The 16,113-nt window shown below is 37.4% G+C and carries 16 protein-coding genes; 5 read left to right on the top strand and 11 right to left on the bottom strand.

Annotated features, from left to right (window positions below):
* Nucleotides 1–139: 139 nt before the first annotated feature.
* Genes FORMB_RS04145 through FORMB_RS04125 form a run of 5 tightly spaced genes read left to right on the top strand, consistent with a single transcriptional unit; the run spans nucleotide 140 to nucleotide 5,278 of the window.
* Nucleotides 140–1,351, top strand: coding sequence for an NAD(P)/FAD-dependent oxidoreductase (locus FORMB_RS04145; RefSeq protein ID WP_069676251.1), 1,212 nt, complete (start codon nucleotides 140–142; stop codon nucleotides 1,349–1,351).
* A 47-nt stretch (nucleotides 1,352–1,398) separates the two neighbouring features.
* Nucleotides 1,399–2,481: a diphosphomevalonate/mevalonate 3,5-bisphosphate decarboxylase family protein gene (locus FORMB_RS04140; protein WP_069676250.1), complete on the top strand. Its 1,083-nt coding sequence runs from the start codon at nucleotides 1,399–1,401 to the stop codon at nucleotides 2,479–2,481.
* A gap of 54 nt (nucleotides 2,482–2,535) precedes the next feature.
* Complete coding sequence (locus FORMB_RS04135) at nucleotides 2,536–3,465, top strand: mevalonate kinase family protein (protein ID WP_069676249.1); 930 nt, start codon at nucleotides 2,536–2,538, stop codon at nucleotides 3,463–3,465.
* 9 nt (nucleotides 3,466–3,474) lie between these two features.
* The gene (locus tag FORMB_RS04130; protein ID WP_069676248.1) at nucleotides 3,475–4,383 is read left to right on the top strand and encodes a geranylgeranylglycerol-phosphate geranylgeranyltransferase; all 909 of its coding nucleotides are present in this window, start codon (nucleotides 3,475–3,477) and stop codon (nucleotides 4,381–4,383) included.
* A 55-nt stretch (nucleotides 4,384–4,438) separates the two neighbouring features.
* The gene (locus FORMB_RS04125) at nucleotides 4,439–5,278 is read left to right on the top strand and encodes a pseudouridine synthase (protein ID WP_069676247.1); all 840 of its coding nucleotides are present in this window, start codon (nucleotides 4,439–4,441) and stop codon (nucleotides 5,276–5,278) included.
* Here FORMB_RS04125 and mptB read toward each other — a convergent pair.
* The 11 genes from mptB to FORMB_RS04070 form a co-directional block, all read right to left on the bottom strand.
* The gene (mptB, locus tag FORMB_RS04120; protein ID WP_069676246.1) at nucleotides 5,264–6,547 is read right to left on the bottom strand and encodes a polyprenol phosphomannose-dependent alpha 1,6 mannosyltransferase MptB; all 1,284 of its coding nucleotides are present in this window, start codon (nucleotides 6,545–6,547) and stop codon (nucleotides 5,264–5,266) included. The genes FORMB_RS04125 and mptB overlap by 15 nt on opposite strands.
* Nucleotides 6,548–6,628: 81 nt before the next feature.
* Complete coding sequence (locus FORMB_RS04115) at nucleotides 6,629–8,119, bottom strand: cellulose synthase family protein (protein WP_069676245.1); 1,491 nt, start codon at nucleotides 8,117–8,119, stop codon at nucleotides 6,629–6,631.
* Nucleotides 8,119–8,829 carry a glycosyltransferase family 2 protein gene (locus tag FORMB_RS04110; RefSeq protein WP_197493493.1) on the bottom strand — a complete coding sequence of 237 codons (711 nt, stop codon included), beginning with the start codon at nucleotides 8,827–8,829 and terminating at the stop codon, nucleotides 8,119–8,121. Before FORMB_RS04110 ends, FORMB_RS04115 begins: the two co-directional genes overlap by 1 nt.
* A gap of 8 nt (nucleotides 8,830–8,837) precedes the next feature.
* Nucleotides 8,838–10,418 carry a 4Fe-4S binding protein gene (locus FORMB_RS04105; RefSeq protein WP_069676244.1) on the bottom strand — a complete coding sequence of 527 codons (1,581 nt, stop codon included), beginning with the start codon at nucleotides 10,416–10,418 and terminating at the stop codon, nucleotides 8,838–8,840.
* Nucleotide 10,419: 1 nt separating this feature from the next.
* On the bottom strand, nucleotides 10,420–11,772 hold the full coding sequence (locus FORMB_RS04100) for an NAD(P)/FAD-dependent oxidoreductase (protein ID WP_069676243.1): 1,353 nt from the start codon (nucleotides 11,770–11,772) through the stop codon (nucleotides 10,420–10,422).
* A gap of 69 nt (nucleotides 11,773–11,841) precedes the next feature.
* The gene (locus tag FORMB_RS04095; RefSeq protein WP_069676242.1) at nucleotides 11,842–12,546 is read right to left on the bottom strand and encodes a TIGR04283 family arsenosugar biosynthesis glycosyltransferase; all 705 of its coding nucleotides are present in this window, start codon (nucleotides 12,544–12,546) and stop codon (nucleotides 11,842–11,844) included.
* On the bottom strand, nucleotides 12,539–13,237 hold the full coding sequence (locus FORMB_RS04090) for a DUF547 domain-containing protein (protein WP_069677891.1): 699 nt from the start codon (nucleotides 13,235–13,237) through the stop codon (nucleotides 12,539–12,541). Before FORMB_RS04090 ends, FORMB_RS04095 begins: the two co-directional genes overlap by 8 nt.
* A gap of 10 nt (nucleotides 13,238–13,247) precedes the next feature.
* On the bottom strand, nucleotides 13,248–14,216 hold the full coding sequence (arsM, locus tag FORMB_RS04085; protein WP_069676241.1) for an arsenosugar biosynthesis arsenite methyltransferase ArsM: 969 nt from the start codon (nucleotides 14,214–14,216) through the stop codon (nucleotides 13,248–13,250).
* Nucleotides 14,217–15,029 (bottom strand): purine-nucleoside phosphorylase, encoded by an 813-nt coding sequence (locus tag FORMB_RS04080; protein ID WP_069677889.1) that lies wholly within the window; start codon nucleotides 15,027–15,029, stop codon nucleotides 14,217–14,219.
* The gene (locus FORMB_RS04075; protein ID WP_069676240.1) at nucleotides 15,029–15,634 is read right to left on the bottom strand and encodes a TIGR04282 family arsenosugar biosynthesis glycosyltransferase; all 606 of its coding nucleotides are present in this window, start codon (nucleotides 15,632–15,634) and stop codon (nucleotides 15,029–15,031) included. Before FORMB_RS04075 ends, FORMB_RS04080 begins: the two co-directional genes overlap by 1 nt.
* Nucleotides 15,627–16,103, bottom strand: coding sequence for a rhodanese-like domain-containing protein (locus FORMB_RS04070; RefSeq protein WP_231925566.1), 477 nt, complete (start codon nucleotides 16,101–16,103; stop codon nucleotides 15,627–15,629). The genes FORMB_RS04075 and FORMB_RS04070 overlap by 8 nt, the downstream gene beginning before the upstream one ends.
* Nucleotides 16,104–16,113 lie beyond the last annotated feature (10 nt).

Raw genomic sequence — 16,113 nt, 5'->3', positions numbered from 1 at the left:
TAACAGCTTTGGCTTTTAATTCTAAAACAAAAGTCAATGATGAAACCCAGTTATTGGAATTTTTCCGATTTAAAATAGGACTCCAAAACTAAATTTAAAAACGTCTCAATCCAGATTCCTTTTTTTATACTTTTGCAGTGTGAATAATTACGACGTTTTAATTGTGGGTGGAGGTGCAGCAGGTTTTTTTGCAGCAATCAATACAGCAACTCAAAATCCAAATCTCAAAATAGCTATTTTAGAACGTGGTTCTAATGTACTTTCCAAAGTTAAAATTTCTGGAGGCGGCCGCTGTAATGTAACTCATGCCGAATTTATCCCTGATGAACTGGTTTTAAATTATCCCCGAGGTAAAAAAGAATTACGAGGTCCCTTTCATAACTACATGACAGGCGATACCATGCAATGGTTTGAAGACCGTGGTGTGCCCTTAAAAATAGAAGAAGACGGACGCGTTTTTCCTGTTTCCAATTCGTCACAAACGATCATAGATTGTTTTTTAGAGGAAATTAAAACACATCAAATTGAGGTCTTATTAAATCATTCTGTACAAGGGATTAAGTATGAAAATGATACTTGGGAATTAGAAACCACCAAAGGCGTTTTTGGAGCCCCCAAACTGTTAATCGCTACAGGAAGTAACCCTAAAATCTGGAAACTATTAGAATCTCTTGGTCACCAAGTGATTGCTCCAGTTCCTTCTTTGTTTACCTTTAACATTAAAGATTCGCGTCTTAAAACCATCCCTGGAGTGGTGGCTACAGATGTCCGTATTTCTGTACTGAATAGCCATTTGGAATCCGAAGGGCCGTTGCTCGTAACGCACACGGGACTGAGTGCGCCTTCCATTCTAAAACTTTCTGCCTATGGTGCTTTGGAATTGGCTGAAAGACAGTATAAATTTCAAATCAAAGTTAATTTTGTTAAATACGATTTTTTAGAATGTTTGGAGGCCTTGTTAGAATTCAAAACGATGTTTCCTAAAAAAACAATTTTAAAATCTTCTCAGTTTGACCTTCCGAAACGTTTGTGGGAACAGTTAGTAATTGCTTCAGGAATTCCGAGCGACCTTCGTTGGGCTGAGGTCAACAAACAACAATTACAAAAAATTGCAAGTCAACTTACCGAAGCAGTGTTCAATGTAGATGGCAAAAGCACGTTCAAAGAAGAATTTGTCACAGCAGGCGGCGTGGAATTGAAAGGCGTAAATTTCAAAACCTTTGAAAGTAAGTACTTTAAAAACCTGTATTTTGCTGGAGAAGTCTTAAATATTGATGCAGTGACTGGCGGTTTTAATTTTCAAAATGCGTGGACAAGTGCTTTTATTGCGTCACAACAGTTGTCTAAATAACAAATAAATAAAGCGAAGTTAGTATCTTTGTCCCTCACACCAATTTTATGATTGTAAACGAATTCATTCCAAAACCGTATAAACAACTTTTAGAGAGCGGTGCCGCTGCTTACAGCGCTCCGAGTAATATTGCTTTGGTGAAATATTGGGGCAAAAAAGCACATCAAATTCCAGCCAATCCGTCCATCAGTTTTACGCTAGACAACTGTAAAACCACTACCACCCTTAAGTTTAAAAAAAAGACATCCGAAGGGTTTTCATTTGACGTGTTTTTGGAAGGTATTTTAGAGGAAGATTTTAAGCCAAAAATCGAACAATTTTTTAATCGGATTGAAATGTATCTCCCTTTTTTAAGGGCCTATCATTTTGTGATTGAAACGTCAAACACCTTTCCACACAGTTCAGGCATTGCCTCTTCAGCTTCAGGTATGAGTGCTTTGGCATTGTGTTTAATGCAAGTAGAACAGCAATTAAACCCAGATATTTCAAAAGAATCTTTCAACAAAAAAGCCTCCTTTTTAGCCCGTTTGGGATCTGGAAGTGCCTGCCGAAGTATCGAAGGCGATTTAATTGTATGGGGTGCCCATACGAATATTGAGGGCAGTTCAGATTTAGTAGGGATAAAATACCCCTATGAAGTCCATCTGAATTTCAAAAACTACCGAGACACCATTCTTTTAGTCGATAAAGGCGAGAAGCAAGTGAGCAGTACCGTTGGCCACAATTTGATGCACAACCATCCCTTTGCCGAGCAGCGTTTTGCACAAGCACATTCCAATATGGATGCCTTAATTGAGGTTTTAAAATCCGGCGATTTAAACGGATTTATTAGCATCGTAGAACGTGAAGCACTCACATTACACGCTATGATGATGAGCAGTGATCCGTATTTTATATTAATGAAACCCAATACCCTAGAAATCATAAATAAGATCTGGGCATTCAGGGCAAGAACAGGGCTTCATATCTGTTTTACTCTCGATGCTGGTGCCAATGTTCATGTGTTATTTCCTGAATCTGAAGCGAAACAAATTCAAGAATTTATAAAAACCGAGTTGGCGGTACACTGTCAAAACGGACATTTTATTGAAGACAAGTTAGGTCAAGGTGCACAACCAATAAAAATTTAATGTATCTTTGAGCAATCATTAACCAGTAAGAAATTTTAAGTCTAACACACCTCTATGAAAGGACCACTTTTTTACTCAAAAATTTTACTCTTCGGAGAATATGGAATCATCAAAGATTCTAAAGGACTCTCTATACCTTATAATTTTTATAATGGCGCTTTGAAAATGGATGAAAATCCAACTCCATCAGCGGTGGATTCTAATCTCAATTTAAAGAAATTTCTTAAATATTTATCCGATATAGACACCAACTTAGTGGCGTTTGATTTAGAGCAATTACAACAAGATGTTCAAGCTGGAATGTATTTTGATTCGTCCATACCTCAAGGCTATGGCGTAGGAAGTAGTGGTGCATTGGTTGCCGCTCTGTATGATAAATATGCTCAAGACAAAATCACGGTTCTAGAAAACCTCACTCGCGAAAAATTATTAAAACTAAAAGCTATTTTTTCTGAAATGGAATCTTTTTTCCACGGAAAATCATCGGGTTTAGATCCGTTAAATAGTTATTTAAGCATTCCTATTCTCATAAATTCCAAAGACAATATTGAAGCTACTGGTATTCCTTCTCAAAACACAAATGGGAAAGGAGCCGTTTTTCTTTTAGACAGTGGCATCATTGGTGAAACCGCACCGATGGTTGGTATTTTTATGGAGAAAATGAAACAAGAAGGTTTCAGGACAATGCTTAAAAATCAATTCATAAAACATACAGATGCCTGTGTGGAAGATTTTTTGAAAGGAGATATTAATTCGCTTTTCAGAAATACCAAACAACTTTCTAAAGTTGTTTTAAATCATTTCAAGCCCATGATTCCGAAGCAATTCCACACAATATGGAAAGCGGGAATCGAATCCAATGCCTATTATTTAAAACTCTGCGGCTCTGGTGGGGGTGGCTATATTTTAGGATTTACTGAAGACTTTCAAGCCGCTCAAAAAGCACTTATAGATCATAAATTAGAGGTCGTTTATAACTTCTAAACTTTCACTATGGTTACGCCAATTCAAAAACAAATTATACTAAAATTATTTAGCATGTTTGTGGTCGTTAGGGGTTTCAATTTGGCGCTCATCGTTATTGCGCAATACATCACTGCTGTTTTTATTATGGCACCGTCCTCTCAATCGCTTTCTGAAATTTTGTTTGATCACTCGCTTTTTGCATTGATTTTGGCAACGGTCGGAGCCATTGGTTCAGGGTACATTATCAATAATTTTTACGACAGCGAAAAAGACAGTATCAACCGCCCTCGTAAATCCACTTTAGAGCAATACGTTAGTCAAAACACAAAGTTAATCCTCTATTTTATAATTAATTTTATCGTTGTGATTATTGCCAGTTATGTATCATTTCGATCTGTTTTATTCTTTTCATTTTATATTTTTTCCATCTGGTTTTATTCTCATAAAATCAAAAAAAGACCCATTATTGGAAACTTGATTTCAGCAATTTTAACCATCACTCCCTTTTTCGCTATCTTTTTGTACTACAAAAACTACAGCGGTTTGATATTTGTCTTTGGATTCTATTTATTTCTCATATTAGCGATGCGAGAACTGGTTAAAGACTTAGAAAATTTGAAAGGCGATCTCACCCTAGATTACAAAACAGTCCCCGTTGTTTATGGTGAAAAAACGGCTAAAATCATGATTGCTCTTCTAGTTATGATGAATATTTTAGTGACCGGATACTTAGTGTCTACATACGACTTAGGGAAGATGGATTATTTCTTTTATGGAAGTATGAGTTTACTTTCTGTAGTCGTTATTCTTATCTATAAAGCGAAGAGCCAACGACAATTTGTTTGGGTGCACAACCTGTTAAGGCTCCTTATTTTATTAGGTGTTTTTAGCATTGTTTTATTAAATCCGTCGCTCATTCTGTCCAAGCTATTATAAGCGAAAAAATTACTCGCATTGTTTATGAATGCGTTACATTTGCAAAAAATTAATCATGGCAAAAGTGAACAAGAATTCAGACAGACGTGTAGGGAAGTCCAGACCTTCAAAATTGAAGGCTCCTGTAACTTCTTATTCAAAGAAAAAGTCAACGCCCTCTAAGTCGAATGCAAAGGCAAATTCTAACACGGATGAAATTCGTTTAAATAAATACATTTCAAATTCTGGAATGTGCTCGCGCCGTGAAGCAGATATGCACATCAGTATTGGGAGTGTCATGGTCAACGGGAAAGTGGTCACCGAAATGGGGTATAAAGTCCGTTTGGAAGATGAGGTTCGTTTTGATGGTGCACGTATCAATCCTGAGAAAAAAGTCTATGTCCTATTAAATAAACCTAAAGGATTTGCCACCACCACAAGTGAGGGCAAAGGTCGAACGGTGATGGATTTAGTAGCCAATGCTACAGATGCAAAAATCAGACCTATTGGACGTCTTGGTAGAAATTCCCTTGGATTGATTTTATTTACTAATGATGAGCAAATGCATGCAAAATTCACCAATTCCAAACATGGTGTGACCCGTTTGTTCCATATGGAATTAGACAAGCCTTTAAAGTTTGAACATTTAAAAAGTATTCAAGAAGGCTTCAAATACGAAGGAAAGCACGTTACGGTTGAGGCGATTAGTTATATTGAAGGATCTCCAAAAAATGAACTCGGTCTTCAGATAAAAAATACAGGAAATACCATATTAAGACTCATTTTTGATCACTTTAAATATGAGATTGTCAAAATGGACTGTGTGACTATTGGACCTCTTTCCAAAAAAGATTTACCAAGAGGGCATTGGAAACATCTTACAGAACAAGAAATCAGTAATTTAATGATGCTTTAATTTTCTAAGCACTCTTTGATTCCATAATTCCCATACCAAAACACCCATTACGGGGAGGTATTCTAAACATAGAATCAACCCATTTTCATCGACGCTCAATTGTTTGTACGCAAAATAGCTAAAAATCAAGGTGTAGCTCCATACGCATGCAAACTTATAGTTCGTAAAAATGGAGAGCAACAACAAGCTTATAATGTACCAAGGATGCACGGTTGTGGACACGAAATAATACCCACTAAGCACCCATAGAATGGTGAGAATAAGTGCCGTTGTCTTTGTTTTATTTTGAATCAATTGGTAGCTTATTTGTAACCCAAGAACACTCACCACCACAATACTCATACTATGAATCAATTCCACATTTGAAGTTGTTTTTAATCCCCAATCTAAAAGGTAATAAAAACTCGCATTAAACTCAAACTTAGAAAACCAAAGACCAATAGTGGCGCTGTAATTTTCAATGAAATCATCCCTGAAAAAGGGCAAGAAAAGCAGTAGGAACACCCCTCCAATACTTAGATAAAATCGAACACTTTTTTTCCAACCTAATTTATTTAAAAATAAGGGGAGACTTAATATGGGCACTAATTTCACAGCAATAGACAATGCCATTGTAAGGGCGGCCAAATGCCATTTTTTGGTATGTACATAATACAACGCCATGACAAAAAAGAACAACATAAGACCTTCAAAATGAAGGTTGCCCGTCAGTTCAATAATCACCAAAGGGTTGAGTATAAACCAGTATATATTTCTTGTAGGCAGTTTTAATTTTCTCAACAATTTTTTACCATAAAAGAGGATGCCTAAATCTGCACCAATTAACAGTAATCGCAACACCACAACCGAACCCAAAATACTGTGTTTAGAGAGGATGGCAGCGATTATAAACGGAAGTTGGTGTATGGGTGGGTAATTGGAATAATGCCCTGCGCTTAACGCCCCCATGCCGTCAAAAAGCGTTTTCATTTGTGGAAATAAATTGGGGTCGGAAATTATTAAATCATTAGGAGTTGTCAAGTAGGGGTTGAGCCCTGACAAGATGAGACGTCCGTCCCATATAAACCGATAGAAATCCTGAGACAAATTTGGAATCGCCAACAAAAAAACCAATCGCAAACCAATTGCTAAATAGGTTAACTGCTGCTCTTTTATTTTGAGTTGTTTTAAGATCAAATAATAACAACCAAAAAGAACGCTGAATACGGTAAGGAGTTTGAAATGTTCAAAACGTGCCAAATCGTAAGCCCATAGTGCATATAAAACCATGCTAAGACCACCCCAAATTAATAAGGTATTTTTTGAATTTAAGATTGACCTATTGAATTCCACAAGTCAGGGGGTAAGTGGTTAAACTTTAGACGATATTGATTTGAAAAACACAAATCCAAATCCTAGGAACAGCATCAGATGAAAAGGAAACAATCCAAAATCGCCACCTTGATCGCCTACGATAAATGCACTGTACATTCCGAAGCCAAAATACAGCATCAATATCCCTTCAAATATGACATTTGCTGAAATATTTTTTTTCAGATATTTATTGGTTTTCCAAGTATCAGTAAGGGCATTAATATTAAATTTTGGGGTACGAACAAAATCACTGCGTTTGCCAAAATGACCTTCTAAAACAGCAATCGAATTGTGTAATGAAAAGCCCATGGCTATAGAAAAAAATGTAAAGAATAAAACGACATACTGCACGAAACTTTTCAGACTCGAACCATGTGATTTCTTGTACATAAACCAATAGCAAATAAAGAAGATAAGTGTGCTAACAACAAAAAAGCTCATCACATAAAAATACATTTTCAGATGCGTATATTCATTCTTTATATACAGCATCGGAATGCTCAGAATACCCACGATTAAGATGTTCAAAAACATGGTGCTATTCAATAAATGAAGCAAGCTGTGTAGTTTTGTTTTGGCAGAAATGTTTTTACTTTTTAAAACGCGCCACATCATTTTTTGAAAATTCTCTGCACCACCTTTGTTCCATCTAAACTGTTGAGACCTTGCAGCACTGATAGCTACAGGTAATTCTGCAGGTGTTTCAACGTCCTCTAAATATTTGAATTTCCAGTCTTTAAGCTGTGCTCTGTAACTCAAATCAAGATCTTCAGTCAAGGTGTCACCTTCCCAATTTCCTGCATCAATAATACAGGTTTTACGCCAAACGCCAGCCGTTCCATTAAAGTTGATGAAGTGCCCTTTTGAGTTTCGCCCTACTTGTTCTAGCGTAAAATGAGCATCTAAAGCAAAGGCCTGTATTCTAGTGAGTACAGAGTAATTACGATTGATATGACCCCAACGTGTTTGCACCACGCCAACGGCTTCATCCTTAAAAAATGGAATCGTACGTTTCAACCAATCCGTTTGCGGTAAAAAGTCAGCATCAAATATGGCGATGTATTCTCCCTTCGCATTGACCAAACCTTCTTTGAGCGCTCCGGCTTTAAACCCTTCACGATTTGTTCTTTGAATGTGTTGAATATCAAACCCTTCCTTCTGCAAGGCTTTGATTAAAATAGCGGTAGATTCCACTGATTCGTCGTTGGAATCATCAAGTACCTGAATTTCTAATTTATCCTTTGGATAGTCAATAAGGACAATATTTTTTAACAAGCGATCCATCACATAAATCTCGTTAAATACGGGAAGTTGTATGGTCACATAAGGAATCTCATCAGCGTTTGAGAAATTAAATTCGAGGCTGTTCTCTGTGTTTTTTTGAGCCTTTATATAATTGAATAACAAATTCAATTGTGCCAAAGCATACATAAATATGAGAATGAGCGCAATAGAATAAACGCAAATTATGATGATTTCTAAAAGCATTATTTGAAACTGTATTTAAATATCCAAGTTAATATCTTAATTCCTGCAAATATACTACCTTTTACCGTACCAGAAACCTTTGAAACTCCTATTCTATTTCGGTACTTTACGGCAACTTCTTCGTAAGTAAATTTCTGTTTTAATATTTTGAGTTGCATTTCAACCGTCCATCCATAGGTAGGGTCTTCCATTTTTAAGTGCAACAACGTATCAAACTTAATCGCCCTAAAGGGGCCGAGATCTGTAAATTTTGATTTAAAAAACAAACGCATTAAAAACGTTGCGAGCCAATTTCCGAAAATTTGCTGAGGTTGCATAGCACCTTTTTCTCGAAATCTCTCTACACGGCTTCCAAGAACAAAATCAATATGGTCATCAATAATAGGAGCCACAATTTTGCTAAGTTCTTCGGGGTAATCGCTGTAATCTCCATCCAAAAATACCACGATATCGGTAACTATTTTTTGTTGTTTTATATAGTCTATACCCTTTAAACACGCATTGCCATAACCTGGTTTAGGTTCTGATAAAACAGTGGCTCCAGCATCTTCTGCATTTTTTGCGGTGGCATCGGTTGAGTTGTTGTTAACGACGATGATTTCATGCACTGAGGCTGGGATGTCCTGAATGACAAGTCCAATAGATTCTTCTTCGTTGTAAGCAGGAATAATAACTTTTATAACACTGCGATCGCGATTGGGTGTGTTCAAAATAGGACTTATTTATCGTGGAGTTGATCCATTAAGTTCATCTCATTTCCGAGCAACACATCACTGCTTCCAATGCGTCCCTCTTCTGGACCATTCTCTAATTTTAGAACCCCTCTTGGACACACGGCACTACAAACGCCACAACCCACACAACTTGCACGCACAATATTTTCACCTTTTTGTGCATAGGCACGAACATCAATGCCTTGTTCGCAATAGGTAGAACAATTTCCACAGGAGATACACTGACCGCCATTGGTGGTGATTCTAAATCGTGATTTGAAACGTTGAATCACTCCCATATACGCTGCTAATGGACAGCCAAATCTACACCAAACTCTATTTCCGAATATGGGATAAAACCCGGTGCCAATGACCCCAGCAAATATAGAACCGATCAAAAAACCATAGATATCCTGTATGGTCTGCACTTTGAGACCAAGAACTTCGTACGTTTCTGAGAAATACCCATATAAAGTCAAGCCCGTCATGAGCATTGCAAATACGAGTACGCCATGCACAAGCCAACGTTCCACTTTCCAAGAAAACAAGGATTTAGTAGATAATTGTCGGTAGGGATCGCCCAAAGTTTCTGCGAGTCCGCCACACCCACAAACCCAAGAGCAGTACCAACGTTTCCCAAAAAAGTAAACCATTACGGGGACTACCACCAAGGTTAATAAAACACCCCAGACCAAAATAAACAATCCAAAGCCACCGTTTTCGAGCAATTCATTTAAGTTCCATCGAAAGAAAAAATCATAATCCAACGGAAACGCATTTTTAAAATCGTACCAAGGTTTTTCAAAGCGCACGAGTATTTCTGGAATTAAAAAGGCAAATACAATTTGAAAAAATAAAACCGAAGTCGTTCTTAAAATCTGGTAGTTATTGTGACGGTATTTAATATACATACGGACGGCCATCGTTGACATGATCACACAATATAAAAATCCGTATAAAAACCATTGACTCGCGGGGTTTCCACTGAGCGATTCACTGATAGGATCCACGAGATAAATCCAATTGATCATATAACTAGGTCTAAAATATAAGACCAAATAAAATAGAATTAAAAACGCAAAAACGAACCATGCAATCCAACCTCTGTTGGTAGCGCTGCTATGAAATATATGATTGTTTTTAATTCCTGCAGGCCCTTTTAGATTGATAGCAGGCAGCATGAATAAAAGTGCGCCCAATATTGCCAGTCCAAAACTTAAAAACCAAAATTTTAGTTTGTTTTCAACCACAACACCTGTCCCAGAAGATTTCACCATTTGATAGGCTAAACTGTGTGGTTTTGTCCAAATGACTTTTCCCCATTCTTTGTTTTCTTTGTGATGTGCATTGGCGGATTCTACCGCATTCGCAATCGAATTGGCAAGATAAAACGGGGTTGAAAATTCTTTATCAACACTGCTGTTTTTTAAGTCTTTTATAAAAACGCTGCTGGTGATGTTGTTTTGAGTTATAAAATCTTCAAAAGCAGCAGACGTAAGTTTGTATTGCCCCATAAATAGCAGGCTCATAAAAAGTGTAAATACTGCTAGTATAAGGCCTAAGCCGAGAGTTCTTATTGTCTTCATATCAATATTTTAGGGTAAATATTTGTGACCAATTTTTCTTTTTCAATTGCAAGTTTCGGTTGGTATCGACGTTATATTTTTCGATGACTTTGGAGTAATAATTTTTATAAAACTCAGGGTCAAAATGAGCGATTTCTAAGTGTTCAAGGACATAATCAATCGTTTTATTTTGATCCAACCAACGGTTAAAAATTTCGTGACGCATTCGAATTCCAAACGTATTAATTCCTAAAAATGCTTGTGTGGTTTTATCAAAAGCAAGGGTCAAACATTTTGTTTGATCTGGATGCATCCAATGAAAATGCGCTTCATTGGGTTTCTTATGTTGTTCGCTATTCACCCAACCATAGGTTTGATATTCAATATCAAAAAACTTAGCGGAATTGAACCAATGTCCAGGCGTGTAAAGAGTTTCTTTTTTGCAAATCGTTTGAGCGACCGTTTCGCCCATAATTCGTCCGGTGTACCAAACGGCTTCAATAGGTCTTCTGCCTTCAACAGCGGTGCGTTGTTCTGCACAATCACCAATCGCATAAATATCTTTGATATTGGTCTGAAGATTCCGGTTTACCAAAATACCGCGATTTGTTTCAATGTTAGAGTTTTCTAAAAATCCAATATTTGGCGAGACGCCTGCGGTCAGTCCCACAACATCGCAGTCAATTTCTTCTCCCGTTTCTGTAATCACAATCGACTTTACAGTGCCGTCTGCATTTGCATTTATTTGTTTTAAATTCGATTCCAGTCGAAGGTCAATTCCATTTTTCCGAATCTCGTTATTGATCATTTCACTTTCGCCACTCGGCAAAATACCACTCCAATAACTATTTTCTCTTACTAAAAAGGTGACGGAAATGTGTCGCGAATGGAACATTTCGGCCAACTCAATCCCGATCAATCCTCCGCCGACAATAACGGCGCGTTTGCAAACTGTGTTGTTAGGAGCGTGGGTTTCTATGGCATCTAAGTCTTGTTTATGGTACAGACTAACAACTCCTTTGAGGTCTTGGCCAGGCCAGCCAAATTTATTAGGCTTACTTCCCGTGGCTATGATAAGTTTATCAAAAGCTAGTTGTTCACCATCAGAAAAAACAAGTGTTTTTTGAACCGTGTCTATTTGTTGTACAAATCCTTTTTTGAGTGTGATGTCATTTTTATCCCAAAACCAATTTTCATAAGGCTGTGTGTGTTTAAATTTCATGTGTCCCATATAGACATACATAAGGGCAGTTCTAGAGAAGAAATAGTCCGTTTCGGAAGAAATGACGGTAATTTTTTTATTGGATAATTTTCGGATATGCCGGGCTGCGGTAATTCCTGAAATTCCATTTCCAATAATTGCGATGTGTTCCATACTAAATAAGTTTTTGGGGATTAGTATTTAAAAACTGAAATAAAACCCTAAAGTTTTAGAATCATAAAGTTAATGAATATGTTTTAAATAATAGGCTTCTAATTTTCTAGGGGTCGCTCCAAAGAATTTTTTTAGATGAATCATCCAAAAATGAAATTGTAACGACCAGATTCCATTGGAAAGATAGCGCCGTGATGAGGTGGTCAGCCAATACGGAAGCACTTCAAAACCGTAATGTTCATATAGTTTATAAATCAAATCATTGTCTTCATAAATGATAAAATCCTTATTAAACCCACCTAGATTTTCAAAGGCTTTTTTGTCAACAAACAAACTTTGATCGCCTCCACGGCACGATTTCCAATTAAATTGCGTGAACCATCCTGCCAGTTTGAGCCACCAATGGTTGCTGTCAAACTTCATTTTAAAACAGCCTGTTTTTGAGCCTTGATTTATAGCATCCAAAATATATTGGTCAAAGTTTTTGGGCGGTACAGAATCTGCATGTAAAAAATAAAGCACTGTTCCTTTGGATTGAGAGGCTCCTAAATTCATTTGTTTTGCACGTCCTTTTGGGCTATTTAATGCAATAACTTTAGGTTGTGTTTTTGAAAATTCGGATACTATTTCCTGAGATCCATCCGTACTACCTCCATCCACGACTAGAATTTCTGAAATTAATTTTGAGCTGCTATTAAGGACTAAATAGGTCAGTAAGGCCTTTATTGTTTTAGCTTCGTTTAGTACAGGAATAATGATACTGATGCTATTCATTCAAAGACCAATTATACGTTTGAAAGTTAATTTTTGCTTCGGGCGAAATGTTTGCAGTACTGTATTTGTTAAGGTAGCTTATAAAAGCGTCCCCTTTTGGGAAATCAGATTTAAACCATTTGAATATTTTTGAAATTGTAATTTTTGATGCTGTTATGCTGTTTTTTGAAGGGTCATTTATAAATTCCCGCGCTGCTTGATCCAATTGATCTGTTAGGGATTCGGCTTCATAAGCACAATTCAAAAGTTTTGGACAAGATTCAGATGCACATACAATAGCGAAATGAATTCGAGAATCGCCCATCGGTCTTAAAATTTTATGTTCAATGGTATTCAGTGACATCGTTTTACCACCGATCTCAAAAAATGTTTGTCCCCATGGATCTCTTATGTCTTTAATGCTTTCTGTTGGGTAATTATTCAGAATCAGTTGAACCGTATAAGCATTATACGCATTGATCCAATAGGCCATTTTCTCAGTCTTGCTCCAGTTGTCTTTGGGAGCATTTGTCGTTAATTCGTTCAGGTATGCGTTCAGTGTTTCTGGATTTTTTTGCAATCCTTTATAGTTGACAGCTCCATTTTCTGCCACATAGGCTTGGAGAATTTCGGTCCATTTAGAATGGTCGAGGGTCTGTGCACTAGCGCTGCAAAAGCAGAGGATTAAAACGTAGGTTAAAAGTTGTTTCATTTTTTTTAGGTTAACAGCAACCCCCACCATCATAATGGAAGGTGGACTCGCTAATGTAGATGTCGTTTCGGTTTAAGTTTGCCAAGTCCTTAGCAGTTTTATCGCAAATAGCTAAGGGCTGATTTTTCACTAACACATGCCCTAATTTGTCATCAAAAAAGTCTTCTTTGCCATAAAATATGGCTGCTTTTCCTGTGAAAATACAAGGGCCGTCCGCAGGCATTGGGTCTTTAATCGCCGCCACTTCAATGGATTCAATATAAATTAATTCATCCGTATTATAGTGAAGCGGGTCTAAAATTCTGTAAGGTTTTCGAGCTCTTATTTCAATCGTACCAAATCCGGCATCTGTGAGCATTTTCACATATTCAGCAATCGGAATACTTCCGCTCAAACACAAGGCTCTAAGACGATCGTCTTCGCGCAGAGTTTCGTTCATGGGTTGCTCACAAGTGGGGTCACTCATTACTAATTTCCCGTGCGGTTTTAGTATGCGGTGCATTTCTGAAATGGCTTTTTTAAGGTCTTCGACTTTAAAAATATTAAACAAACAATTTTGTGCTGCCACATCAATACTGTTGTCCTCTACTGGTAAGTTGAGCGCATCTCCTTTTTTAAGACTTACAAACTCTTTGTTAAACCAAGGGTTTTGAGCTTCGGCTTCGGCGAAGTTTTTATCGGAGGCTTCCAGCATTTCATCCACCACATCCACACCAATCACACCGTCTTTTTGACGACTGAAATAAGCGAATTGTAGCAATTCCATTCCACCACCAACGCCTACATATAGTATTTTCGGAGTATTGGTCAGGTCACGCGCATGCACGGTGCTTCCGCAACCATAGTTCATTTCTTGCATGATTTTAGGAATTTTCAGACCTGGGAGTTCCCAAATAGGATTGGTCGTACAGCAAAGTCCAATATCAGGGCTGAGGGCTGCTTCTTTGTAAACGTCGTGGGTGGTGTCTAGGTAGCTCATTTATAGGGTTTTTATGAGTTCTTTAAATAGGGTGATCATATCGGGTTCGGCTTTTGCGGCCATTGCTATAATTTCTGAAATATCGACAGGTTTTAAGTGTTCTGGGTCACATTCATCTGTTAAAACAGAGACGGCTGCTACTTTTAATTGAAGGTGATTTGCCACAATAATTTCGGGAACGGTACTCATGCCAACGGCATCTGCGCCCAAAAGGTTCAGCATTTTATATTCGGCACGTGTTTCAAGTTGAGGACCCACAACACTCACGTACACGCCTTTGTGTAATTTGATATTGTTTTTAAGGGCGATGGTCTCAAACTTGCTGTTGAGTGTTGTGTCATAAGGGGCACTCATGTCCACAAAACGTTCGCCTAATTGCTCCACTCCTTTGAATGCCAAAGGAGAGCCGCCTTGTAAGTTGATATGATCCTCAATCAACATCAGTTCTCCTTTTTTGTAATCTAAATTTAGGGCTCCTGACGCATTGGAAACTAAAAGCGTCGAAATGCCCAAGTGTTTCATGATGCGGACGGGATAGGTCACATCTTGCAGTGTGTAACCTTCGTATAAATGAAAGCGTCCTTGCATGATGATTACTTTTTTTCCTTCTAAAATACCATAGATTAATTTTCCTTTATGAAACTCAACGGTTGCTGTTGGGAAGTTGGGGATGTGGTTGTAACTCACTTCTTTTAAAATCTCCACATGGTCTAGAAGTTGCCCCAATCCGGTGCCTAGTATAATTCCAATTTCAGGCGATTCAAAGCCTTTTTCTTTTAGATAATCAGTCGTTTCTTCAATAAATTTCATCATCATTTTTTTATCTTTTTTAACAATTCTGGTTGCGCTTTTAGGTCTTCAAATGTATCAATGTCATTTAAGGCTTCCAAAAGTTTAACGTTTTGTTGGTTCAAATTTTTTAATGTGGACTCTAAAACAGAATCGGTTCCCCATTGTTTATTTTTAAATACGGTAGGATTCATTTTTTTCATCCCTAATAAATAATACCCTCCATCCAATGATGGGCCTAATACGACCTCGTGATTTTCTAAAGCCGTGAAGGCTTCCTTGATGTGATTGGGGTTTAAGTCAAACAAATCGCTTCCCACAATCACTACCTTTTCATAGGTGTCTTTAAAAGCGGTCTCAAAAGCATTTTGCATCCGCGCACCCAAATCAGCTCCTTTTTGTAACTTTTTTTGATAGAGGGCATTATCCCATAAATCATTACTTTGAATTTCTTCAGAGTAATATACGACTTTATCACTAGACACTTTATGCAATACGGATTCGGTGTGTTGGAGTAAGATGGTATATATTTTCAAGGCATCTTTGTCGCCGATGGTTTTGGCAAGTCGTGTTTTGACTTTCCCTAACTCAGGATTTCTCACAAAAACGAGGATCAGATTTTTATTCATATACTTTCGTTCCTTTTAATAAGTAACTTCCCCATTGTTTTGAATTCACATGTATTTTTGATGTGGGTTGTTCTTGACAACTATACACTTTCCCACCTTTGTTTGTCCATTCAAAAATTCCGCCATACAAGTTATAAACTGCAGTATAGCCTTTAGCAAGGAGTTTTTTGCCAATGATTTCAGAGCGTATTCCAACCGAGCAATACACTACAATCATCGTTTCTTTGTCAATGGGCAGACTTGCTGTTTTTGAGACCTTAAACCCTTTAAATCCTATATGAATAGCATGCTCTAAATGGCTAATATCATATTCTTCTTTTTCACGCGTATCTAAAAGGAAGGGTGGTGTTTTTAATTTTGTGAGTTCATCGACATAAATATAAGGTACTGAATGATCGTTGTATTTATTCAAAAGGTCTTTAATAGACGTTTGACTAAAGCCATTGGTACACAGAAGATATATCCCCATAAAAATTAAT

It is taken from the genome of Formosa sp. Hel1_33_131 (assembly GCF_001735745.1).
GTDB lineage: Bacteria > Bacteroidota > Bacteroidia > Flavobacteriales > Flavobacteriaceae > Hel1-33-131.
This window is presented reverse-complemented; position numbering and strand designations above follow the sequence as displayed.

Excerpts from the sequence above, each read along its gene's own strand:
- arsM (WP_069676241.1), bottom strand. The coding sequence starts at position 14,216 with ATGAGCTACCTAGACACCACCCACGACGTTTACAAAGAAGCAGCCCTC.
- FORMB_RS04105 (WP_069676244.1), bottom strand. The coding sequence starts at position 10,418 with ATGAAGACAATAAGAACTCTCGGCTTAGGCCTTATACTAGCAGTATTT.
- FORMB_RS04075 (WP_069676240.1), bottom strand. The coding sequence starts at position 15,634 with ATGAATAAAAATCTGATCCTCGTTTTTGTGAGAAATCCTGAGTTAGGG.
- FORMB_RS04115 (WP_069676245.1), bottom strand. The coding sequence starts at position 8,119 with ATGCTTTTAGAAATCATCATAATTTGCGTTTATTCTATTGCGCTCATT.
- FORMB_RS04140 (WP_069676250.1), top strand. The coding sequence starts at position 1,399 with ATGATTGTAAACGAATTCATTCCAAAACCGTATAAACAACTTTTAGAG.
- FORMB_RS04125 (WP_069676247.1), top strand. The coding sequence starts at position 4,439 with ATGGCAAAAGTGAACAAGAATTCAGACAGACGTGTAGGGAAGTCCAGA.
- FORMB_RS04070 (WP_231925566.1), bottom strand. The coding sequence starts at position 16,103 with ATGGGGATATATCTTCTGTGTACCAATGGCTTTAGTCAAACGTCTATT.
- FORMB_RS04130 (WP_069676248.1), top strand. The coding sequence starts at position 3,475 with ATGGTTACGCCAATTCAAAAACAAATTATACTAAAATTATTTAGCATG.
- FORMB_RS04090 (WP_069677891.1), bottom strand. The coding sequence starts at position 13,237 with ATGAAACAACTTTTAACCTACGTTTTAATCCTCTGCTTTTGCAGCGCT.
- FORMB_RS04100 (WP_069676243.1), bottom strand. The coding sequence starts at position 11,772 with ATGGAACACATCGCAATTATTGGAAATGGAATTTCAGGAATTACCGCA.
- FORMB_RS04135 (WP_069676249.1), top strand. The coding sequence starts at position 2,536 with ATGAAAGGACCACTTTTTTACTCAAAAATTTTACTCTTCGGAGAATAT.
- FORMB_RS04095 (WP_069676242.1), bottom strand. The coding sequence starts at position 12,546 with ATGAATAGCATCAGTATCATTATTCCTGTACTAAACGAAGCTAAAACA.
- mptB (WP_069676246.1), bottom strand. The coding sequence starts at position 6,547 with ATGGTTTTATATGCACTATGGGCTTACGATTTGGCACGTTTTGAACAT.
- FORMB_RS04080 (WP_069677889.1), bottom strand. The coding sequence starts at position 15,029 with ATGATGAAATTTATTGAAGAAACGACTGATTATCTAAAAGAAAAAGGC.